At 67.5% G+C, this 22,246-nt stretch carries 21 protein-coding genes; 2 read left to right on the top strand and 19 right to left on the bottom strand.

Translation table 11 applies throughout. The features are described from left to right. The first annotated feature begins 39 nt into the window (after window positions 1–39). The gene (locus VMT65_RS23135) at window positions 40–1,053 is read left to right on the top strand and encodes a DUF4389 domain-containing protein (protein WP_326310463.1); all 1,014 of its coding nucleotides are present in this window, start codon (window positions 40–42) and stop codon (window positions 1,051–1,053) included. Between the two features lie 129 nt (window positions 1,054–1,182). On the opposite strand, the gene VMT65_RS23130 is transcribed toward VMT65_RS23135, so the two are convergent. After that, window positions 1,183–1,497, bottom strand: coding sequence for a hypothetical protein (locus VMT65_RS23130; RefSeq protein ID WP_326310462.1), 315 nt, complete (start codon window positions 1,495–1,497; stop codon window positions 1,183–1,185). A gap of 200 nt (window positions 1,498–1,697) precedes the next feature. On the opposite strand from VMT65_RS23130, the gene VMT65_RS23125 reads away from it, so the two are divergent. Further along, window positions 1,698–2,264, top strand: a complete 567-nt coding sequence (locus tag VMT65_RS23125) for a flavoprotein (RefSeq protein ID WP_326310461.1) — start codon at window positions 1,698–1,700, stop codon at window positions 2,262–2,264. A 27-nt stretch (window positions 2,265–2,291) separates the two neighbouring features. Here VMT65_RS23125 and VMT65_RS23120 read toward each other — a convergent pair whose 3' ends face one another. The 18 genes from VMT65_RS23120 to VMT65_RS23035 all read right to left on the bottom strand — a co-directional run bounded on the left by VMT65_RS23120 (window position 2,292) and on the right by VMT65_RS23035 (window position 22,133). Continuing rightward, a complete protein-coding gene (locus VMT65_RS23120) occupies window positions 2,292–2,681 on the bottom strand; it encodes a RidA family protein (protein ID WP_326310459.1) in 390 nt (129 codons plus the stop codon). A gap of 36 nt (window positions 2,682–2,717) precedes the next feature. Next, a complete protein-coding gene (locus VMT65_RS23115) occupies window positions 2,718–2,858 on the bottom strand; it encodes a hypothetical protein (RefSeq protein WP_326310458.1) in 141 nt (46 codons plus the stop codon). Window positions 2,859–3,144: 286 nt separating this feature from the next. Further along, window positions 3,145–4,092, bottom strand: a complete 948-nt coding sequence (locus VMT65_RS23110; RefSeq protein WP_326310457.1) for a hypothetical protein — start codon at window positions 4,090–4,092, stop codon at window positions 3,145–3,147. Next, window positions 4,089–4,739, bottom strand: coding sequence for a nitroreductase family protein (locus tag VMT65_RS23105; protein WP_326310456.1), 651 nt, complete (start codon window positions 4,737–4,739; stop codon window positions 4,089–4,091). The genes VMT65_RS23110 and VMT65_RS23105 overlap by 4 nt, the downstream gene beginning before the upstream one ends. Further along, entirely contained in the window at window positions 4,736–5,719 is a 984-nt protein-coding gene (locus VMT65_RS23100) for a ScbA/BarX family gamma-butyrolactone biosynthesis protein (protein WP_326310455.1), read from the bottom strand. Before VMT65_RS23100 ends, VMT65_RS23105 begins: the two co-directional genes overlap by 4 nt. A gap of 32 nt (window positions 5,720–5,751) precedes the next feature. Then, the gene (locus VMT65_RS23095) at window positions 5,752–6,660 is read right to left on the bottom strand and encodes a nucleoside-diphosphate kinase (RefSeq protein ID WP_326310454.1); all 909 of its coding nucleotides are present in this window, start codon (window positions 6,658–6,660) and stop codon (window positions 5,752–5,754) included. Beyond that, on the bottom strand, window positions 6,657–7,751 hold the full coding sequence (locus VMT65_RS23090) for an SDR family oxidoreductase (protein WP_326310453.1): 1,095 nt from the start codon (window positions 7,749–7,751) through the stop codon (window positions 6,657–6,659). The genes VMT65_RS23095 and VMT65_RS23090 overlap by 4 nt, the downstream gene beginning before the upstream one ends. Then, the gene (locus VMT65_RS23085; RefSeq protein ID WP_326310452.1) at window positions 7,748–7,987 is read right to left on the bottom strand and encodes an acyl carrier protein; all 240 of its coding nucleotides are present in this window, start codon (window positions 7,985–7,987) and stop codon (window positions 7,748–7,750) included. Before VMT65_RS23085 ends, VMT65_RS23090 begins: the two co-directional genes overlap by 4 nt. 56 nt (window positions 7,988–8,043) lie before the next feature. Beyond that, the gene (locus tag VMT65_RS23080) at window positions 8,044–11,403 is read right to left on the bottom strand and encodes an AMP-binding protein (protein ID WP_326310451.1); all 3,360 of its coding nucleotides are present in this window, start codon (window positions 11,401–11,403) and stop codon (window positions 8,044–8,046) included. Beyond that, window positions 11,400–14,183: a phosphoenolpyruvate synthase gene (locus VMT65_RS23075; protein ID WP_326310450.1), complete on the bottom strand. Its 2,784-nt coding sequence runs from the start codon at window positions 14,181–14,183 to the stop codon at window positions 11,400–11,402. Before VMT65_RS23075 ends, VMT65_RS23080 begins: the two co-directional genes overlap by 4 nt. Window positions 14,184–14,362: 179 nt before the next feature. Continuing rightward, the gene (locus tag VMT65_RS23070) at window positions 14,363–15,187 is read right to left on the bottom strand and encodes a carbohydrate ABC transporter permease (protein ID WP_326310449.1); all 825 of its coding nucleotides are present in this window, start codon (window positions 15,185–15,187) and stop codon (window positions 14,363–14,365) included. Beyond that, window positions 15,180–16,133, bottom strand: a complete 954-nt coding sequence (locus VMT65_RS23065) for a carbohydrate ABC transporter permease (RefSeq protein WP_442790294.1) — start codon at window positions 16,131–16,133, stop codon at window positions 15,180–15,182. Before VMT65_RS23065 ends, VMT65_RS23070 begins: the two co-directional genes overlap by 8 nt. A gap of 3 nt (window positions 16,134–16,136) precedes the next feature. Next, window positions 16,137–16,988 (bottom strand): metallophosphoesterase, encoded by an 852-nt coding sequence (locus VMT65_RS23060; RefSeq protein ID WP_326310448.1) that lies wholly within the window; start codon window positions 16,986–16,988, stop codon window positions 16,137–16,139. Then, window positions 16,985–18,355 carry an ABC transporter substrate-binding protein gene (locus VMT65_RS23055; RefSeq protein WP_326310447.1) on the bottom strand — a complete coding sequence of 457 codons (1,371 nt, stop codon included), beginning with the start codon at window positions 18,353–18,355 and terminating at the stop codon, window positions 16,985–16,987. Before VMT65_RS23055 ends, VMT65_RS23060 begins: the two co-directional genes overlap by 4 nt. A 32-nt stretch (window positions 18,356–18,387) precedes the next feature. Further along, window positions 18,388–19,521: an ABC transporter ATP-binding protein gene (locus tag VMT65_RS23050; RefSeq protein WP_326310446.1), complete on the bottom strand. Its 1,134-nt coding sequence runs from the start codon at window positions 19,519–19,521 to the stop codon at window positions 18,388–18,390. 9 nt (window positions 19,522–19,530) lie between these two features. Next, window positions 19,531–20,424 (bottom strand): alpha/beta hydrolase family protein, encoded by an 894-nt coding sequence (locus VMT65_RS23045; RefSeq protein ID WP_326310445.1) that lies wholly within the window; start codon window positions 20,422–20,424, stop codon window positions 19,531–19,533. After that, window positions 20,424–20,945: a YiiD C-terminal domain-containing protein gene (locus tag VMT65_RS23040; RefSeq protein ID WP_326310444.1), complete on the bottom strand. Its 522-nt coding sequence runs from the start codon at window positions 20,943–20,945 to the stop codon at window positions 20,424–20,426. The genes VMT65_RS23045 and VMT65_RS23040 overlap by 1 nt, the downstream gene beginning before the upstream one ends. A 27-nt stretch (window positions 20,946–20,972) precedes the next feature. Continuing rightward, window positions 20,973–22,133 (bottom strand): acyl-CoA dehydrogenase family protein, encoded by a 1,161-nt coding sequence (locus VMT65_RS23035; protein WP_326310443.1) that lies wholly within the window; start codon window positions 22,131–22,133, stop codon window positions 20,973–20,975. Window positions 22,134–22,246 lie beyond the last annotated feature (113 nt).

Genomic DNA, 22,246 nt, shown 5'->3' with positions numbered 1-22,246 from the left:
TGCCATCCCACACGGGCTTCCCGAAAGTTGGTGCAGCACATGACAGCAGGGTTCGCATCCGGGGCTGAATTCGCGCCGCCACCCGCGCCGCCGGAGCTGCCAGTCGAGTTGGATGTCTTCCCGCCGCAGCGCCAACGGCGCTGGACGGTGCTGCTGCGGCTGCTGTTGGCGATCCCGCAGTTGATCGTGATCTGGGCATTGGCGATCGCGATCGAGGTCGCGATGTTTTTGGGCTGGTTCGCCGCGCTCGCGCTGGGACGGTTGCCGCAGTGGTGCGGTGAAATCCTCCGCGCCTGCATGCCGTACACGGCGCGGGTCTACGGATACCTGTTGTTGCTCGTGGACCAGTACCCGCCCTTCTCCATGGATCCCGCGGTCGAATACCCGATTCGTGTCTACTTCCCCCCGCCGACCCGATTGAACCGACTCGCCGTACTTTTCCGGTTCCCGCTGGCATTCCCCATGCTGCTGCTGACCGGCCTACTGTCCATCGGTTGGGCTGTGCTGGCGGTATTCCTATGGCTGATCACCCTCATCCTCGGCTATTCGCCCCGCCCGGTCTTCCAGGCGAGCGCGGCTCTGCTGCGAACCCAATTGCGCACCTACGCCTACTTCGGAATGGTGACCCCCACCTACCCCTTCGGCACCTTCGGCGACCGCACCCCCACACCCGAATTCGCACCCCCGCCCGCCAGCCCCACACGCCCCCTAATGCTCTCCACAGCCGCCCGAGTACTGCTGATCATCTTCCTCGCCCTCGGAGTGCTCTACTACATAGGCTCGGTCACCCTCAGCGCACACAACGCCAACAACAACCGCGTCCTTCATGTCTCCAGTAAGGCTGTCACCGAACGTGTTTCGACCGCCTACACCGACAAGTACGGCCACCCACCCACGCTAATGGTCTCCTGCCCCGATCTTCGCGGCCAAGTCGGTGCGACCGTGATCTGCACCGTGAACGACGGTACGCACTCCACAACCGCCGACGTCACGGTCACCAGCGTCCACGGTCGAAACATCGCCCTACGCATCGACCTCCAACCCCCACGATGAACACCGCATCAAGTAACTGCCGTAGGGAACGACGTGCTCTATTCGGGCGAGACCACTAGGTGAACCGGCTTCCCTTGGCTACCCACAGGAGTCGGCCGCGATCGGCGAGGTCTGGGAGAGTCAGCGGGCTCAGGCAGGACATCCGTGCAGTCCTCCGAGGTAGCGGGCGAAGGTTTCGCGCGGGGTGGCTGCTTCCACATCGGCCAGGTGCACAAGCCGGTCCAAGGTGAGCGCGTCCAGGTGCTTGGCCGAGGGCACCAGGACCGCGTCGACATCGGCTTCTCGTACCTGGTCGACGAAGGAGACGGCTGTGTGTTCAGGCGGCCAGATCAGTACGTAGCCGACGCGTCGGGCGAGCCTCACCAGCTGGGCTTGATCCCATTGCGCCGCAACCCCGGACACGTCGGGGTCCATCCATCCGATGGCTGTCGGCTGTGTCCTCATATCCCCTCCTGTAGTCGCTGGCATGTATGAGGTTCGCGGCGGGCAAACCCGTGAAGGGACAGGAAAGGGACAGCTCAGGCTGGTGATAGCGCTGGAGCGGGGCCCGGGTTCGATCTAGGCTCGGTTCATGGGATTCGCCAGCTGGCTCGGTTCCCCACTGTGACAGTCGATTCCACTAGCCGCGTGACCTATAGGGAGCTATGAACGATCACGGCGCACCCGTCCTCTATGCCATCGTCACCGGGGCACCCCCCGCCCGCGATATCGGCAAGCTCGTGGATCTCGCCCAGGCCGACGGGTGGGACGTGTGCCTGATCGCCTCCCCCGAGGGCAGCCGGTTCATCGACGCCCAGGCCTTGGAGACCAAGACCGGGCACCCTGTACGCAGCCGATACAAAGACCCCGGCACCCCCGATCTCTTCCCTCCCGCGGACGCGATGATCGTCGCGCCGATCACCTCGAATTCGTTGGCCAAGTGGGCGGCCGGCATCTCCGACACACTGCCGCTCGGTCTGCTGGTGGAAGCGGTCGGCAAACGCATGCCGGTCGTGGCGGTCCCCTCCGCGAACTCAGCGTTGCGGAGCTTTCCCGCCATCGACAATGCCATCACCAATCTGTCCAAATGGGGAGTCACGATGGTTACGGCGCAACAGCATTCACCCACCGACGAGTCAGAGAATCCGCCCGGCTTCCCTTGGGAGCAGGCGTGGGCCGCGCTGCTAGAGCATCCGTGGTTGACCGTCGGCTCCGACAAATCTCCACACTGACAGCTCCCTGATCTCGGCCAGGGCGGGCTAGGTGGAGGACCAGGCGGTGGCGTCGATTTCGACTCGCAAGGCTGGGGAAGCCAGGGCGTTGACATACATGAGGGTCATGCAGGGAGTGTGGGGGCCGAGGAAGTTGGCCAATGCCGTGCGGCGTGTGTCGCTGTCTATTTCGCCGACCAGGTAGACGGTCAGCTTCACGATATCTGTGACGGTCATGTTCGCGGCCGCGAGGTTGTGTCGGATGTTTTCGAGCGCTACGGCGATTTGGTCCGCCGCCGCGTCGGGGACCGAGCCGTCGGGGCGCATGCCGATCTGGCCGGACAGCATCAGCCAGCGACCGCCGGGGCCGATCTCGATTTGGTGCGTATAGGCGGCCAGCGGTGCGTGAACTTCTCGCGGGTTGCGTTCGATCTTCACAAGGCGCAACTCTAGAATGTGGCTTGGAGCGGGGGTTTACTCGCCGCAGGTCTTCTTGTTGTAGTCCGATACTCGGATTGCGGCTCGGCCGAAGTCGTCCGAGGTGGAGGCTGGATCGATCATGCATTGCCAGTCGTCCTTGATTGCCGCGGGTGCCAGGGCCGCTAGCTTGTGCATATCGGCGTCGTCGGATGTGACGTCCGATTCGCCCTTCTGACTGTTTATCTCGTGCACAGCACGGCAATATGCGGACTGGCCGGCAGGTGTGCTCCCGCTACCGTCCCCGCATCCCGCAAGAACCGCGGCGCAGCAAAGGAAACCGGCCACGGCTACCGTCTTTTTATCCACTTCCCGACCCTCGTCCCACCATTGGAAATCTCATCGCCCAGGCACGGCGTTTGGACGAGGATGACAGTCTCCGATCAATGACCGATAAGCCCTCGATCAGCGAGTCCGGTCTGGGTTAGGTGCCGGTCGCCACCGCGGCCTGGGCGATGAGGGTCAGGTACAGGGTGAGGATGAAGAGGACGGCGGGGAGGAGGGGGTAGTCGGCGGGCTTCGAGCGGAGGAAGCGGTAGGTGCCGATTAGGGGAATCAGGGTGAGGGCCAGGGGGATCCAGCCGATGATCGTGGCGGGGCCGTGCCAGTTCCATGGCTTGGCGAGGGTGATTTCGCACAATGCCGCCAGGACCGCGCACGCCGATGATGCGGTCGCGCTGCCGGGGCCGCCCAGGGCGTTGGAGTAGTACATTTCGCCGGGGTGGGGGGTGTGGGAGGTTTTGCGGGCGAATTCGAACTGGAGGAATGCGCCTGCGAAAACTATTGCGACCCAGGCGACTCGACCACGTGCGGCGGCCTCGCCGGTGTCGATGGCGGACAGCACGACGTAGGCGGTGACCAGGAGTTGGACCGGGTAGGTGACGACCAGGTTGAGGAGGATGTTGGTGCGTACCGTGGACGAAAGTTGTTCGAGACCCCAGAGGATCAGGCCGTAGGCGAGGACGGCGGTGATGGCGATGGCCGAGCGGAGGGAGAGGGCCAGGCTTCCCGCGATCGAGATCAGGGCGATTGTCGCCATGGCGGCGCGGAGTTCGGTGGCGGTGACCGCGCCGGTTACCAAGGGGCGGTCCGGGTTGTGGATGCGGTCGTAGTCGAGATCTTTTTGTTCGTCCACCATGCGGAGGTAGAGGAGGACGATCGCGACGATGGCGATGCGGGCGGCGGTTGCGCCGGTGGGGTGCCAGCCGACAGCCGGGTTGGTCAGGAGGGCGGCGGTGCCTTCGAGGGCGAAGACCCAGAGGATGCCGTACAGCAGGTAGTGCGGCTTGTACATCACCTGGGTGAACTTGGCGATCCGGCCGACCGAGGTGAGAAAGCTTGGGCGGAGGGGCATGTCGGCGAGTTCCGTCACCGCTGTGAACCTCCTTGGGCCTCCACAGCACGGTCGGAGGTGGGCCAGCCGTCCCAGCCGGTGAGTTCTGCCGCGGGGGTGCGGCGGATCGGCTTGTCGGAGCCGGGGAGGAGGTGGGCGACCGGCAGCATTGCCACCTGGGTGACCTCGTCGAACGGGATGGCGAGCAGGTCGGCTATCTCGCGTTCGTAGGCCAGATGAGCAGTCGTCAGGGTCGAACCGAGACCTTTTGCCCGCAAGGCCAATTGGAGGTTCCAGACCGCCGGGTAGATGGAGCCGTAGAAGCTGGCGAGCCGCAGTGGAGAGGAGTCCGCGGGTGGGCGACCCAGGGTGCAGACCAGGATCAGGGCGGGGACTTCGGCGAGGTGGTCGGCGAGGTATTGGCCCGAGGACAGGTCGGCGAGTTGGTCGGGGCGAGGGATGCGGCCGGAGAGGTTGGCGGCGAAGGCTTTTCGGTAGTATTCGCCGATTTGGGACTTGCGGGCCGGGTCGCGGACCACCACGAAGCGCCAGGGCTGCCGGTTGGAGCCGCTGGGGGCATGGACGGCGACGTCCAGACATTCCCGGATGTCCTGGTCGGCGACCGGGCGGTGCAGGTCCAGGCGTTTGCGGGCGGCGCGGGTGGTGGTCAGCAGGTCGAGGGTCATCGGCGGATGTCCTCCGCAGCCGCTGCGGGCTGCTCGAATTCGAGGTCGATGCGGGCGGCGACGCCGCCGGCCTGGCGGATCTCGCAGTGCACGACCGTGGCCTCGACGCCGGAGTCGGTGCGTTCGGCGACACAGACGGCGGGCAGGTCGAGCTCGACGAACTGGTCGAAGGCGCTTGTCACGCTGATCAATCGGGGTAGCTCAGGGCCCATGGTGGTGAGCGCGGTCTGGCGGCACGCCTCGATGAGCAGATTCCCGGGCACATGGTCGAGTTGGTGGTCGAACAGGATCGGGTGGGTGGTGTCGGCGACCACCGCGGCTCGCGCCCGGAACTCGGTGGCTTCCGGGACGCCGATCACCACATTGCGCGGGTTCTCACGGCCGACGAGCGCCGCCGCCGCGCGAGGTCCGGCCGACGCGGCCGTCTCGAATGGCCCGAGCCCCAAGTGTTTCCGATACCCGGCGCGAATGGCGGCCCACTGCCGCGGATCGACCCAGGAGAACGAGCCGTCGACGGTGCCCATGATGACACCCCGGCTGGAGATCTCCAGAACCAGATCGAGCCCCTCGAGCGTTTCCCCCCGATGGTGCTTGCGCAGGGCACGCACCCGCATCTCCAGATCGGCGGGCGCGGCACCGATTTCCCAAGCGGCACTGTCGATTCCACTGCCATTGAAGGTGCGCACCAGAAATGCCCGGTCGGTGGGCACATCGTAGAACTCGTGCGTCACCGCGATGGACGCCTGCCGCGCCGCCTCCATGACCGCGATCAGATCATGATGCCGCCCCAGCACCCCGGCGTGATCACCGTAATGGCCGTGCATACGCGGCAATTGGGCACCGACCACGAACATGTCGGTGGCCTCGGCCTCCAGGGAGGTGACGAACACCTCCGAGACCGCGTGCCGGTGCGCGAGCGACCGCGGAATGGTGCGCACGTGGCTGGCGCGCACACCCGGCCGCACGGCAGCGGGTGTCACCGATTGTGTGGTTCGTATGGGCTGTGTGGTGGTCACGGTCTTGCCTCCAGCCAATCGGTCGCGCCCACGGGTCGCAGCGTCTGAGATCCGGACCCGGTGCGCATGGGTAGTAGGTAGGAACCGAGCACGATGAGCGACCACGGGTCCAGGTCGCGTCCGGACGACCACGCCGCCTCCAGCAGGGCCGCGTCGGCGTCGGTGTGCTCGGGTGATTCCGTTGCCGCGGTTCCCAATTCGTCGCGCAGTCGGGCGGCGGCGTCGGCGCGTTCGAAGCTGCGGGCCGGGGTCTCGTCGTAGAGCGCCCGGCCCAGGGCTGCGGCATCGCCGCTGCGGTCGTGACCATCCAGGGCGCGGGCGAAGACGTCGGCGCGGGTGTTCTCGTCGAAGTAGATGGCGAGCTCGCGCAGCACATCGGCCGGATCGTCGGGCGAGTGCACCAGATTGAGCAGGTAATTGTGCCGCCCCAGCAGATACCGCAGGTCGCCGGGCCGCCGTTTGCGGGGATCGGTCGCGCCCTTGGTTTCCGCCAGCCGCACGGGTGTCGGCAACTCCCCGACCGGTCCCCGCACGACCAGTACCAGCACATCGGAGATGCCGACCAGCAGATCGGCCAGCCGCCGCCGCTCCGGAGAGGCGATATTCCAGGCGAAGTACCACAGTGCCCGCGCCACATGCCGATCCACGACCACCCGCCGGGCATCCACCACCTGGAATTCGTTGGCGGCCAACCACTCCAGTGTCGGCTCGACCGCCCGGGCGACGATCGCGTCGGGCTTCAGCAACAGCAGCGAGTGCTGGTACGAGAAGCGCTCGGCATCGATGCCCAACCGCTGCGCCTGGTCCACGGTTTCCAGCACGTAGGTATCGGCGAGATAGGCGTCGACCTTCTCTTTGGAAGGCGTGAGCGCCGTCAGCAGAGTGCGCAACACGTCGTCGGTCATGACCGCGCACCTCCGAGAGCCCCCGTGCGCGCCAGGATCTCCTCGATGGAAGGCAGTGGCGCGCCCAGATATCCGGACTCCAGGCAGTGATCCAGCAGCAGCCGCAGGTATTCCTTGCCGGTGCGCGGCGGCAGCCGGTCGAGCAGGCGATCGGCGGTGCCGGTGTCGAAGCTCAGGCGACGCTGGAAGTAGCTGGTGTACAGGGCCCCGATGCGCAGGTAGTACTCGCGCTCGATCGGGTCGAGATCGTCTGCGCGGAAGGAGGATTCCGGAACGAAGGTCGCCACTTCGAACGAGGGGTATTCGGCCAGCACATCGGAAACCTCACGCAGCGAGAGCGTGTCGCGGCCGACCGCGTGCATGGTCGATCCCTCGACGCTGTCGAATTCGGTGGCCGCGGCGGCGATCACGTCCGCCACATGATCGACCGGAGCCAATGCCAGCGTGGCGTCGTAGCGGCCCGGCAGGGTCCGCAATTTGCCCTCGACCATGAGCTTCACCACGGTGTAGAGGTTCTTGTGCTCGCGAATCACGCCGTCGGCCAACGCACCGGTGACAATCCCCGGCCGCACGATCGCCCACCGCAGTCCCCGCTCGCCGGCCTTCCGGACCAGCTGCTCGGCACGCAGTTTGCTTTGTTCGTACCCGTTCCCGAAAGACTGACCGGCGTCGAGCTCATCCTCACCGATGACGCCGTGCCGCAGCCCGCATACGTAGGCGGTACTCACATGCACCAGCGGCACATTCCACGCCAGCGCCAGCTCGACGGCATGTTCGGCACCGCGCACATTGAGCTCATCGTAGGTCTCGGGCAGGGCGTCGAAGGCCGTGGTGGCCGCGGAATGCACGATCAGGCCGACTCGGTCACCGAGTTCCGCAGCCGTCGCAGGCTCCAACCCGAAGCCTGGGCGGCGAATATCCCCGGCAACCCGCACATCCGGCTCGTACGGTGTCCCGTCGTTGCGGCGGATCTCCGAATTGCTGTGCAGCACAGCCGCAACGGCGCGTCCGGCCGCACCGAGCCGGGCGGCCACCTCCGCACCGACCAGCCCGCTCGCGCCGGTCAACAAGACGGTGTCACGTCCACTCATGCGCTCACCTCCAGGGTGCGAGCTACCAGGTCGATGACCTGCCCGACTCGCAGCACCCCCATGAGCTGCTCGGGCCGATACCGTGGCAGGTCGAACCCGCGCTCGAGCACCACGGTCAACTCCATGAGCCGCAGCGAATCGAATCCGAGGTCCTCGATCAGCCGCAGCTCATCGCCCAACTCGGCGGCCGGTCGCGGGGCCATGCCGCCGACGATCTCCCGAACCCGCTCGGCCACAGCGTCTTCCGTGCTCGACGCAGCGCTTTCCGTGTTTCCAGCGGCGTTGTCCGTGCTCATGACTGCTCGCTTTCTCGCAGATGCGGCTGCTGGCCGCCGCTGGCCAGCAGATCCCGGGCCTCGTCCAGTGGCAGCGAGGCGTCCAGATATCCGGCCAGCCGCAGCCAGTCGTAGCCGAGGGTGAGAGTGCGCTGCCACTGCTCCCGCGAATCGAAGGAGGCCGGGAATTCCCGCCCCGCATCGGCGGCCAGGCGGCGCACCAGGGTGACGACGGTGTCGATAGTGGAGAGATCGTCGAGCGCATCCCCGCCGTTTCGCAGCGTCGCCGAGAATCGCACGCCGACAGCGGATTCCAGCGCGGCGAGCAACGCGCTCCGCTCCGGAGCCCCCTGTGGCAGCAGCCGCGTGACCGTGCCGACGGCGTCCACATCGGCGGGCAGCGGATGAACCCCGAACGCGCTCAACAAAACCCGCACGCTCATGGCGACCAGCCGATGCGCCGCGATGTCGGCGACATCCCCCTGTCCGTCCTTGATCGCCCCGATCAGGTCTTCCCGCGCATTCTCCAGAACCACGTTGGACCACACCAGATTCAACCCGGCCCCAATGAACCGCCCCGCCGACAACGGTGACAGCGTGGCGATCCCGTCATCCCGCACGGCCCCGGTCAACCCGAGCGCGGGCGAGGTCCCGGAGGCAACCGGCGTATAGGGCTCCACCACCTTGCACATCGCCAAGGCAGGCTCGATCACCTCTCCCCCACGCCACTGCAACCCGACGAACCCCAACCGCACGAACTCCGCCAGCTCCGCCCCGATATCCCCCGCGGCCCGCCCGAGCACATCCCGAACCGAGTGTCGGAACACCACCGACCGCCAAGCCCGCGCCGCTGCATCCGACAGCACGAAAACCTCACTGTCCGACCGCAAGACATGCAGCCGCCCAGCAAGCGGCCACGTGGTAACCGCAGGCCGCCGAGTAAAGATCACCTGATGCGGATCGTCCTCGACCCCCTCCACACCGAGATCCGCCGCCAACTCCAGCGATGCCGCCCAGCGGTCGGAAGCCTCTGTCAGAGCACGGTAGCGGTCGACCAGCGGGTCGGAACCCACCCGGTCCAGCTGCTGCGGCAGCCACTTGGTCTCGAGGTAGGTCTCGCCCCGGCGAGCCAGCCATCCCTTCATGGCCTGCGCCAGCCCATCTTCGGCCCAGGCCACCGCCTCGATGTGAGCGCCGAACGCACGCAGCGCGACCGCATAGCGCAGCGCGTGGCGGGCGCGAGCGGTCCACCAGTCCGCCACCACCGTGGCGAAAGTGTCGTAGTCGAGCACGGCCCGCAGTTCCCCGAGGTCGACCGCGCCCGGCCGCACCACGGTGGCCCGCAGGAACCGCTGACAGCGATTCAACACATCCTCATCGGGCGCGGTTGCGGCCTGCTCCAACTGGCGTCGCACCTGGGCGACAGAGCGGGTCCGGACCTCCACGCGCCGCCCGTCGACGAACAGTACGGTCGGCAGGGTCGGCAACTCGTCGGAACCGGGCGCGACCACGAGGAAGTCGATATCGGAGCCCGCATTGCCGAACCCCTCCGCGAGGGAACCCTCGAAGAGAATCGCGGCGTCGGTCGGTACGGACACCGAACGCATGGCGCTGTCGAGCAATTGCCGCAGCCGTTCGAGCGACAGACTCGTGTGGGCACTGCGTACATCAGGTTCGTCGACAGCGGTCGCCGCGTGGAGGACCGCGCCTTCGAGCGCGCCATCTTTCAGCAGCTGCCACATGTGGCGGCGGCGCGGTTTGCCGCTGGAGGTGCGGCGGATGAGCCCGCGCGGCCCGGTGATGATGTGCACGGATTGGGCGGGTCCGAGATGGCCGCGAATCAGGGCGCGGGCCTCGGAGATCCAGTCGCCCGGGGCGGATTCGGCGAACAGCGCGACGCCCTGCAGGCCCGCTTCCACAATGCCGACGGCCGCCAGTTTGCCCTTGGTGAGGCCGGTTTCCTGGGCTACGCGGGATTCGATGTCCTCCATGAACACCGAGCGGCCGCGGACCTTGATGCTGGTGCCCATGCGGCCGAGGACGAAAACCTCACCGTTGTACAGGAATCCGGCGTCACCCGAGTACAGGGTGCCGTTGTCGAGGCGGGTCGAGGAGGCGGCCGACGGCGGGCCGGAGTAGCCCAGCGCCACCGAATCACCGCGGACGACCATCTCACCGAGCACCCCGTCGGGCAGTTCGCGTCCCTCGTCGTCGACGACGGTGACGGTCGATTCCGGAGTCGAGAAGCCGAGCCCGGTAATCCAACCCGCGCCCTCGACACGGTGGGTGTCGTCCAAGATCGCGGCTTCGAGGACCGGAACCGGTTCTCCGAAGCGCAGATTCGGGTTGTCCAGGCGCAGCGCGGTGATCGGGCGGCGGGTCGGCGACGAGGTCACCATGAGCGTCGCTTCGGCGAGACCGTAGGCGAGGGTGAACGCACCCATCGAAAACCCCTGCGGCCCGACCAGGTCGGTGAACGATTGCAGGTCCGCGACTTCGACGGGTTCGGAGCCGATGGCAAGGGTGCGCCAGCCCGACAGGTCCAGGTCGACGATGTCTTCGGGTCGCACCCGGTGCGCCACGTAGCCGAGCGCGAACGACGGTGAGGGCGCGTGTTCGGCCCGGGTCATGGCCCGCAGCCAGCGCAGCGGATCACGCACGAACTGATCGGGCCGCATCAGATACAGGTCGGCCTGGTTGGTGACGCCCTGCAGGAACGCGCCCACCAATCCCATGTCGTGGTAGAGCGGCAGCCACGACACCATGGATTCGCCCGGCCGCCAATCGATGAGCCGGGTGATCATGTCGATGTTGTTGGCGAGATTGTGCCAGCTCACCCGCACCCCGCGCGGTGCACCCGAGGAGCCCGAGGTGAACTGCAGCAGCGCCACTTCCGCGACCTCGGCCAGTTCCCGGATCTCGGGCGCGGCGGGCAGCTTGGCGGCGTCGATGACCAGCGGCTCATCGGTGCGCCCGGCGGCGACGGCGGCGGCCCGCACGAAGGTCTCGAATTCCGGCGAGGTCACCACCAGCCGCGGCGCGGCCTGTTCGAGAATGCCCGCGATGTGCGCCACGATCTGTTCCAGGTCGCCGAACATGGGCGGCGCGACCGGCGTGAACACACCCCCGCACGCCCACACCGCGTAGAACGCCGAGACGCAAGGGAATCCGGTCGGCATGATGACGCACGCGCCATCGCCGCTGCCGAATCCGTTGTCCCACAGCACCGCGGCAATGGCCCAGACCTGGTCGCAGAGGTCGCGATAGCTGCGGAATTCCCACCCGTCGGCCTCGTCGGCGAGGTGAATACCGGTGTCCGCGGACGGCGAGATCAGCCAATGCCGCACGGCCGCTTCATCATTCACGGGGTCGATCACAGTTCTCCTTCGGGCGACACCGTCTCCGCTTGGGTCGACGAGGTGTCCGCATCGGTCGACGGGGTGTGAGCGTCGTCCAGGACGGTGACGGTGCCCGCCGCCCCATCGACGCGAATGCGCATCCCGGTGCGCAATTGGCGAGTGATATCGGGCAACTGAACCACGGTCGGCACCCCCAGCTCCCGCGCCACGATGGCGACGTGGGTGAGCGGGCTGCCGCGCTCGATGACCAGCGCCGACGCCGACGGCAGGGCCGCCACCCAGCCCGGGTCGGTGCGGTAGGCGATGAGAATGCCGCCCGCGACATCACGGGGTTCGTCCACGATCACCGCGGTGCCCTCGACAATGCCCGCCGCCGAGGGTGTTCCGGCCAGGACGGTGCCTGGCACGGCCGCCTCGGTCGCGGTGACCGGCACCCAGCCCTGTTCGGCCAATTCCACATTGCCCAGGCGCGGACCGACGGTCTGGAAGCGCGCCGGTGCGACGAGCGTGGAATCTTTGGCACGCAACGACTTCCGACCGGCCACAACCTCCCGCAGTCGCGTCGTGTCCGCACCTTCATAGGCCCCGCGCAATTCCTCGACGGTCAACTGGAACACGTCGTCGAACTCGTCGATCACCCCGCGCGCCACCAGATCCCGCCCCATGACGCGAATCATCCGCTTGACCATGCCGAAGGCCCGGGTGCGGCAGAACCGCAACCGCTCCCGATGCGCCGCGCAGCGATTCACCTTGCCGCGCAACCGTTCATAGATCCGCCGCCGCAGCCCGTGACCGAGATGCTCATCGAGATACGCGTCGGCCTCGGCGGATCGGTTCGCCGTCGCGGTGTCCCCGACCCGCCCGACCGCGCTGCGCAGCATGATGAACAGATTCGCCGGATTCTCCCGCAGGTCGGGCGTTTCCAGCTTCAGCTCGTCCAGGCTCCGGTAGCCGTACCGGTCGAGGTAGTCGTCGAGCGCGGCGAGGAATTCGGTGCGCCCGGCGGCCCGCAGCGCGTCGTGGATCTGCTCCGGCGCGGTCGAGTTGATGAGCTCGGTCAGCTCGGCATCGGCCCGGACGGTGCGCGCCAGTTCGGTCATGGCGCGGGCGGGCTCGGCGGATTCCACCTCCGCGCCCGGACCCACCACGGCGTAGAGGAACCATTCCGGGGCCTTGGGCAGAAACAGCTTGGTGAGCAGGAACATCAGGCCGGTGGTGGTCAGCAGGATGGCATCGAGCACCATGAGCGGACCCCACCGCTCGACCAGGTCACGATCCACCGTCCGGTACGCCCGATAGGCGTCCTCGCCGGTCAGCGTGGCGTAGTCCAGGGTGTCGTACTCGTCGTAGACGCGATAGAACTCCGCGGTGAACGCCTCCATCATGTCGTCGATGCCGAACAGCCGCCGGATATAGACCGCCGTCGTCACCGCCCGCGACCGCAACCGCGCGGCAGAACTGTCGAATTCGAACGGGCGCAAGGTTTTCGCGAGATCGTCGGACAGGGGTTCGGCCACGCCCAACGCCGCCTCGAGCACCCGCCGATTGAGCGGGTAGCCGGGCGCGATACCCACCATGCGATACCAGTGCAGCAGGTTGTAGTACACCCGGCCGTGGAACGTGCCCAGCAGGACCGGGGTCCACGCATCGGTCTGGCGCAGCTGTTCCGGCGGTACCCGCAGCGACGCCGCGTAACCGCGATACACGCGACCGTAGATATCGGCCGCGGTGGTGAAGGTCAGCGGGGAGGTGATGCCGCTGAAGCTCTCGATAATGTTGGAGTTGTCCCAAATTCGCAGGTCATCGGGGCCGACCTGTTCGCCCGCGCCGCGCAGTTCCGACGAGCGCGGGCCCGTCGCGGTCGTGGTGATCGGTCGGGTCTGCAGCAGCCAAACGCCCTGTTCGTCGATCGCCCATTCGATGTCCGCCGCCGCGCCGCTCGCCTTCTCGATGGTCCGCGCGAGCTCGGCCAACTCGGCGATCTCGACATCGGCCAGCACCCGCGCACCGCGCAGCTCCTCGGCCACCTCCACGGTGACGCAGCCGCCCTCGTCCACGGCGTCGAAACGAATATCCTTGTCCCCCACCGTGATATCGAGCAGTGCCCCGGATTCCTTGTCCAGGACCAGCGAATCGGCGTCGACAGCGCCCGAGACGAGCCCCTCCCCGAGCCCGTAGACGGCGCTGATCACCAGCTCGTCGTCCGCGCCGGTCATCGGATTCCGTGTGAACACCACGCCACTTGATCGCGCCACGATCAATCTCTGCAACACCACCGCCGGTGCGAACCCGCGAGAAATGCCGTGCGCGAACGCATATCGCACCGCACGCTCGGAAAACGCCGAGGTCCAGCAGTCCCGCACCCGCTCGACGACCGCCTCGACACCGCTCACATTCAGATGGCTGTCGAACTGTCCGGCGAACGAATGCCGCGCCCCGTCCTCGGCCGACATCGACGACCGCACCGCGATCGCACCCGGCCCCAACCGCTCCCACCCCTGCGCGACCAGCGCCCGAATCCCCTCGGGCACCTCGGCCGCCGCCAGTGCCGCGCGCAGCTCCCCGGCCCGCGCCACCGCCGCCTCCACCTCGTCCAGGGCCGCGAACTCCCGCAAGGCCCCTTCCAGCCCCGCGCCCCGCGCGAACTCTTCGAAGACCCCCGTCCCCAGCACCACCCACTCCGGGACCCGCACCCCCCACTGCTCCAGCGCGAACAGCCCTCGCGCCTTCCCACCTCCACTCGCGGTGATTTCCACCGAATCCGACCAAGGGCCGAGCAACCGCACAACCTCTCCCATCCCCCTGAGGTCAGTCGCACCACAGCAGGCGCCGGAGCAAGATCAGGGGTGCCTTTCTGGGTAATCCCCTTTTCAAACTCACACCAGCCCAAGCTTCTTGGGTCTGGGTTACCCGCTACCCGGCGGTACAGTGGCCACCGAACCGAACCCCCGCAACTGGATTTGCACACCGAGTGCTCTCACTTGAGACCCGAACGCACGAACGCGTTCACGATGTGCCGCTGCAACAGCAGATAGAGCAGGAGGACTGGGAGGCAGGCCAGGCCGGCGACGGCCATCATGGGGCCCCATTGGTCGCCCTCGGTGCCCATGAAGCTACGTAGGCCCAGTTGGAGGACGCCGTTGGAGCGGCGGAGTACTACGGCGGGCCAGAAGTATTCGTTCCAGGCGTTGATGAACAGCAGGATTCCCAAGGCCGCCAAGGCCGGTCGGAGGTTTGGGACCACTACCGTCCAGAGGATGGACCAGCTGCCGCGGCCGTCGATGCGGGCGGCGGCGACCAGTTCCTTGGGGAAGGCGGCCATGTGTTGGCGCAGGAGCAGTACTGCCAGGGCCGAGCACAGGGTGGGTAGCACCACACCGATCACGGTGTCCAGCAGGCCCAGTCGGGTGAGCAGGATGTAGTTGGGGAGCATGGTCACCTGGAAGGGCACCAGCCAGGTGCCGACGAACGCCAGGTAGAGCAGGCGCTGGAATCGGAAGGTGTAGATGGCGAAGGCATAGGCCGCCAAGAGCGCGATCAGCAGCTGGCCTAGTGCCGAGAGTGTCGCCATCGCAAAGGTATTCGCGATGAGACCGGTGATGTCGACCTGTCGGGCCGCGTCGGAGAAGTTCGACAGCGAGATCGGCCAGGGCAGGGGCGAGAGCGAGGTCACGTCCTCGGGGCGGCGCAGGGCGGTGGCGAAGAGCCAGTAGATCGGGAACACGCACACCAGTGACGTGGCCGCCAGCAGCACGTGGCCACCGGCGGACCGCAGCCGATCCCACAGCGGTGATTCAATCATCGTGGAAGGCAACCTTTTCCGAGATCCAGACCAGACCCGCCGCCAGCACCCCGAATCCGGCGAACATGAGCACGCCCGCCGCGGCGCTGAGTCCGGCGTCGAAGCTGTGGAAGGCGTACTCGTAGAGCAGGTAGTAGATGTTGGTGGTGGCCTGCGCCGGGCCGCCCTGGGTCATGGTGTCGATGAGCGGGAATGTCAGTGTGGGGCTGAGCAAAACTGTGGTCAGCACCAGGAAGAGCAGGGTCGGCGACAGCAGCGGCAGGGTGATCCAACGGCGGATCTGGGCCGGGCTCGCACCGTCCACCCGGGCCGCCTCGTCGTAATCGCCGCTGATCCCGGCCAATCCGGCCCACACCACCAGCACCGCGAAGCCCAGCAGCTGCCAGCCGGTGATGCCGATGATCACCCAGTGCGCCGTCTCGGCGTCGTAGACCCAGTTGCGCTGCGACCCGAGCACACCGTCGACGAAGCCGGTGCGCGGATGCAACAGCCAACGCCACACGGCCGCCGCCGCCACGGGCGCGACCAGGAACGGCGCGAAAATCAGTGCGTGATAGACGGTTCGGGCCCGCTCCCTCACGCGCCGACTGGCCAGCGCGATGAGCACCGGCAGCCCGACCGTGAACGGCAGCAGTCCCGCGATCAGCACCCCGGTGCGGCGCACGGACGCCCAGAACGCCGGAAGATCCACCAGCCGTTCGTAATTGGCCATCCCCACCGGCCGCAGGGGCTGAGTCGGCAGCAGATTCCACGAGTAGGTCGACAGCTGCACCGCCTGCGCCAGCGGCTGATACGTCCACACCACCAGCAGGAACACCGCGGGCGCGAGATACAGGTACGGTGCCGCACCCCGCCGCACCCGCCCCCACAGCGCACGACGCGCACGCACCTCCGGGGCCGGGGCCAGCACCGGCGGCGCGTCCGCGCGTTCGATCGTGACGAACACCGGCTACCCGGCTTCCGCCGCGAGCGCCGACAATCGCTCCTGCACCTCGGTATCGGACTTGTCATAGATCCGATGCACCGGAATCGCCTCCACGGCGGTGGCGATCACCGTGTCGCCCAGCACATCCAGGCGCGTGAACCCGGCACCGGCATACGCCTGCTGGCGTCCGGCCGGAGCCATGGCGTCGATGCGATAGGCCAGGGCCGGACCCACCCAGACCGGGACACCGGCCAGCGCGGCCGCGGCGGTCATGTGGTTGTGTCCGCACAGGATCATGCGCACATCACTGCCCGCGATCACCTCGGCCAGCCGGTCGGCGTCCTGCAGCTTCAGGAATTCCGCGGCGGGAATCGCCGAGGGCAGCGGCGGGTGATGCAACACCAGCAGCGTGCCGCGCTCGGCGGGCCGCCGCAATTCCTCGGCCAGCCACGCCAACTGCTCGGGTTCCAGTCGTCCGTCGTGACGGCCCGGCGTGGTGGTGTCCATGCCGATCAGCCGCAACCCGTCGACGTCCACGATCCGATCGTGCGGCCCGCCGTCACCGCCGGGCTCGAGGCCGAGCAACTCCACCCCGAAAGCGCCACGCTCGTCGTGATTTCCCATCACGTACAGCACCCGCGCACCGAGTTCGGCGGCCGCCGGCTCGACCGCGTCCCGCAGTCGCCGGTACGCCTCGGGCGAACCATTGTCGGACAGGTCACCGGACAGGATCAGCGCGTCGATGCGTCGCCCGCTGCCACGCAGCCGCTCGAGCACCCCCAGCAGCACCGCATGGGTGTCCACGGCGTCGAGCACCTGCTCACCGGCGGCGCGAATGTGGGTGTCGGTGAGCTGCACCAGAGTCAGTTCGTTCATGACGCGGGCAGCAGCTTGGCGCCCTCGGTGCGGGCGGCGGTGAGGGTGGACTGGGCATCCTTGCCCTGGAACACGACCGACTCGACGGCGTCCATCATGCCGTCGCGTATCTGCAGATAGTCGTTGCCGGGCATGGAGACCCACGGCTCCATGGTGGCCAGCTGCGCGATATTCGGTGTCAGCAAGGGGTTTTGGGACGCCCAGGCACCCAGCACGGAGGTGTCGGTGACCATTTCCGAACGCAGCGGCAGGTAGCCGATGTTCTTGGAGATCTGCACGTAGGACTCCTCACTGGTGAGGTACTTGATCAATTCCCAGGCGGCGCGCTGCTTGGCCGGATCGCTGGTCAGAATATGCAGTCCCGCACCGGAATTCGTCGGCACGGGCGGCTTGTCGTCGAAGCGCGGCATGGCGGCGGCGCGCAGGTCCCACTTGTCCTTGGCTCCCGCCACGAACGTGCCCTGAATGGCGCTGGTCTCGAGGATCATGCCGATCTCACCGCGCGCGAACGCCTCGTAGCCCTGCTTCTGCGCCAGCTTGGGCATCGCGTTGGAGTTGACCAGATCCTGGGCCATCTTGACGACCTCGATGCTCGGCGCATCGGCGTAGGTGAGGGTGTGCCGGTCCTCGGAGATGACGCGGCCACCATTGGACCGCACCATCGACTGGAAGCACCAGTCCTTCGCCGATTTCGTCAGGCAATCCACGTAGACCCCGCCCTGACCGGTCTTGGCATTGATGGCCTTGGCGTCCGCGGCCACCTCCGCCCAGGTCAGCGGCGGCTTGGCCGGATCCAGTCCGGCGGCGGTGAACAGGCTGGCGTTGTAGTAGAGCACCGGGGTGGAGAACACGAACGGCACGCCGTAGGTGTGCCCGTCCCAGTCGTCGAGCACGCGGGCGCGGGGGTGGTAGTGGAAGCGCTGGCCGTCGAAGTTGGCCTGCACGGCCTGCTTGCCGAACAGCGTGTCCAGCGGCTTCGCGCCGAGCTGGTGCACCGTGAAATCCAGGTCGCTGAAACCCAATTGGGCGACATCGGGCGGGCTGCCCGCGACGATCTGGTTCTGAATGCTGGAGATGGTGTCGCTGGCCGGGTTCGGGCTGTTGCCCTGCGGCTTCTGCGCGGTCACCTTGATATTGGGGAACTTCTTGGAGAAGTCGGCGATCAGGGCGTTGAAGGTGTCGGTCCACGCACCCGCGAGACCGTAGTTGTAGGACTCGAAGACGATCGAGACCTTCTGGTCGGGACCCAGTTCGGGGACCTGCGAGGTCACGGTGGTCTCGGTGGCGGTGGTGCCGCCCAGCCCGCAGCTGGTGAGCGCGAGGCAGGCGGCGAACACCAGGCCCAGGACGGGCACGGTGCGTTTCACGAGTTCTCTCCTCATCGAGTGGTGATCGAAGTTCAGGCGACCGAGGCCGCGCGTTCGACTTCCGGCACGGCCGGGCTGGCCGAATCCGGCTCCTGCCAGGTCAGTCTCAAACCGGAGGCGGGGTCGAACAGGTGGATGTCGGCCGGATCGGCGCGCAGGCCGATGTCCTCACCGACGGCGACTCCGGCCGGGCGGGGCGTGCGCACGCACAGCTCCACGGTCCCCGCACCGACGTGCACGAGCTCCTCGCTGCCGAGGTTCTCGACCATGCTCACGCGGCCGCGCACGGCGGACGCGGTGGGATCGAGGCGCAGACGCTCGGGGCGGATTCCGGCCAGAACCGGTGTGACCTCCGCGGATTCGGCGGTCAGTCCGAGGGCGGCGTCGATGCCGTCGGCACGCACCCGCAGCTCACCGTCGCACGAAATCACCTCGGCCGCGAACAGATTCATCGGCGGCGAACCGAGGAATCCGGCGACGAACGCCGTGCGCGGTCGGTCGTAGAGCTCCTCCGGCGTGCCGACCTGTTCGACGCTGCCCGCATTGAGCAGCGCGATGCGGGTCGCCATGGTCATGGCCTCGACCTGGTCGTGGGTCACGTAGAGGAATGTGGCTCCCAATCGCCGGTGCAGCCCGATCAGTTCGGCGCGGGTGGCGCTGCGCAGCTTGGCGTCCAGGTTCGACAGCGGTTCGTCCATGAGGAACGCGCCGGGATCGCGAACCATGGCCCGTGCCAAGGCGACTCGCTGCCTTTGACCGCCCGAGAGCGCGGCCGGGCGACGCTCCAGCAGCGCCGACAGCTCGAGTATGCCCGCGACATCCCCCACCCGCTGGGCGATCTCGGCACGCGAGCGGCGGCGGGCGCGCAGCGGGAAGCCGATATTCTTGGCCACCGACAGATGCGGGTAGAGCGCGTAGCTCTGGAACACCATGGCCAGGTCCCGCCGTTGCGGAGCCGCATCGGTAATGTCGTTGCCATCCAGGAGGATTCGCCCCGACGTCGGCTGCTCCAGCCCCGCGATCATCCGCAGCAGCGTGGATTTGCCGCAGCCGCTGGGTCCGAGCAGCACCAGGAATTCACCGTCGGCGATATCGAGGCTCACCTCGCGCACGGCGTAGTCGGTGCCGAATCGTTTCGACACCGTGTCGATCTGCAGCCGGGCCACGTCTCTCCTTCAGACCGGCGCGGTGCCGGTCGTGATCCAATGCGCCACGCCGGTCGCGATGGCGGGTGCGTCCTTGACCCACAGGAAGTGGTCGCGGTTCTCGATGTCCGAGTTCTCGTCGATGTGCCACTGCGTCACCTGTGCGGCGGGCATGCGCGAAACCAGGAAGTCCACATTGGATTTCGGGCCCAGCACGTCCTCGGACAGGGAGATGACCAGCACCGGGAGCTGCATGGCGGCCAGCAGCGAGTTGTAGCGGCGCTTGCTGCCGCGCGGACGGTAGTAGCTGGTCAGCGAGTGCACCGACCAGTCGATCATGACGCCGCCGGGCATGGGCGCGGGGATGAGCACGCCGCCGGGCCAGCTGCCGCGCACGCGGGAGACCAGGCCGATCCACTGGATCTGGCTCAGCGCCTCCCACCAGCGGCGCGGACCGAAGGCCCACCAGAAGACGGTGCCCGTGCCGATGACGGTGATGCCCGCGATCCGCTCGGACTCCGCCGCCGAGAACAGCAGGGCGAGTTGGCCGCCCAGGCTGTGGCCGAACAGGTGAATCGGCGCGCCCGGGAAGCGCTGCTCGACCGCGGAGACGATGGCGGGCAGATCGGTTTCGATCATTTCGCGGTAGCCGAAGTCGGTGTGCTCGCCGAGGGCTGGCGTCGCCTCACCGTGGGCACGCAAATCGCAAGTGGCGACCGAAAGCCCTTGGGCATGCAGCGCTTTGGCGAGGCCGAGGTAGTTCTTCGCCTTCATCGCCATGGCGGGCAGGATGAGCACGACGGGCGCGTCGGCCCGCTCGGCGGGCAGGAAGCGCACCGTGAAGGCGATACCCGCGGCGGGCTTGACCCGCACCGACTCCAAAGTGCTGAATTCCGAACGGGATTCCGGTGTCGCGGTGGTCATCACGCCTCGGCTCCGGCGATGGTCACATCGCACACATAGTCGAAGGTGAACTTGGCGACCACCACGTCGCTGTCGTCGAGCAGCGACGCCTTGCCCGACAGTTCGAAGCGCGCGGACTCGGCGGCGGCGAGAATCACGGCCAGTTCGGGTCCGTCGACGGTCGCGATCGCGCGGATGCGGCCCACGGCCGGTTTGCGATACGAGGCGGTGCCGCCGCGCAGCACCAACCGTTCGACCGTGTACAGCTTCTCGGCGGCCGCGCCCACGAAGGCCGCGGCACCGGCGATATCGGCGGCGGTGAACAGCGCGCCCGCGTGCACGGTCCCCATGTGGTTGCGCACCTGTTCGACGGCCGGGATCTCCACCACGGCCCGCTCGGGGCCGATCTCGGTGACGAGCGTGCCGACGTGGCCGCCGAACGGCACCAGCGCCTGCGAGACCGCGCGCAGGTACTCGTAATCGATGGCGTCGTAGTCCAATTTCGGGTAGGCGGCGGCGAATCCGGCCAGCGTTCTGGTCATGTCGTTCCCTTCCGATTCGGCGGTTGCTCAGCGGGGTCCGCGCAGCACGCGGCGGGCGATCGACCAGCGCAGTACTTCCGACGGGCCCTCGTAGATGCGGAATGCCCTGGCCTCCATCAGGAATCGGGCCACCAGGTGGTCCTCACACACGCCCAGGCCGCCGTGCAGCTGCACGGCACGGTCGAGGACTCGCCAGACCGCCTCTGAGACAAACGTTTTGGCCACCGAGGTCTCGTGGCGGGCCTGCGGGGAGGCCGGGCCGTAGGTGTCGATGGTGTCGGCGACCGAACGCACCAGGCTGCGGGCGGCGGCGATATCGATCTCGTTGTCGGCGACCAGGCCCTGGGCGATGCCGTGCTCGGCGATCGGGACGCCGAAAGCCGAACGGCGCGTGATGTGTTCGACCGTCAGCTGCTGGGCACGCACGGCCAGTCCGAGCCAGTTCATGCAGAACACCAGGCGGGAGGGGGCCAAGCGCACCTGGGCCAGCTCGAGGCCGCGGCCGACCTCGCCGAGGACCGCGGCGTCGGGCACCTCGCAGTCGACGAATTCGACCTCGCAGTGGCCGCCGGGGGCGCTGGTGTGGTCCAGAGTCGGCATGCGGCGACCCACCCGCAGGCCCGGATTGTCCCGGTCGACCAGGAACATGGTCGGGCCGTCGGCGGTCATGGCCACGCAGATGGTGAAGGCCGCGCCGTTCGCGCCGGTGGTGAAGTGCTTGGCCCCGTTGATGACCCAGCCGTCGTCGGTCTCCTGGGCATTGGTGCGCAGCATCCGCGGGTCCGAGCCCGCGCCCGGGGCCGGTTCGGTCAGGGCGATGGCCGAGCGCACCTCACCCGAGGCGAGGGGTGCCAGATAGCGTTGCCGCTGCTCTTCATTGGCGACATGGGCGAGCAGGTGGATATTGCCGTCGTCCGGCGCCCAGGCATTGACCGCGAGCGGGCCCAGCAGGCTCGCGCCCGCGGCCTCGAGCACCTGCGCCTGACCGCGGGTGTCCAAACCCAGTCCGCCGTAGCGCGGATCGGACAGCGGGCCGAAGACACCGGCCTCCTTGGCCTTCTTCTGCAGGTCCAGTCGCAGCGCGTCGTCGGTGACACGGCCACCGGCCACCACCTCGCGCTCCACCGGGTACACGTGCTCGGTCACGAATGCTCTGGTCCGTTCGACCAGTTCCGCCACAGCGCTCATGGGGTCAGTGTCGAACGGGGGCTGTGTACACCGGCGGGGCGATTGTGAATGCCTATCGGTCGAATCGACTCGGGCAACCGCCACGCGATCGACACTCGCGCTCGACCAGGGTT

Source organism: Nocardia sp. CDC153, from assembly GCF_035818515.1.
In the GTDB taxonomy this organism is placed as follows: Bacteria; Actinomycetota; Actinomycetes; order Mycobacteriales; family Mycobacteriaceae; genus Nocardia.
Note: the sequence above shows the minus strand (reverse complement) of the source record. Positions and strands in the feature narration are given on the sequence as shown.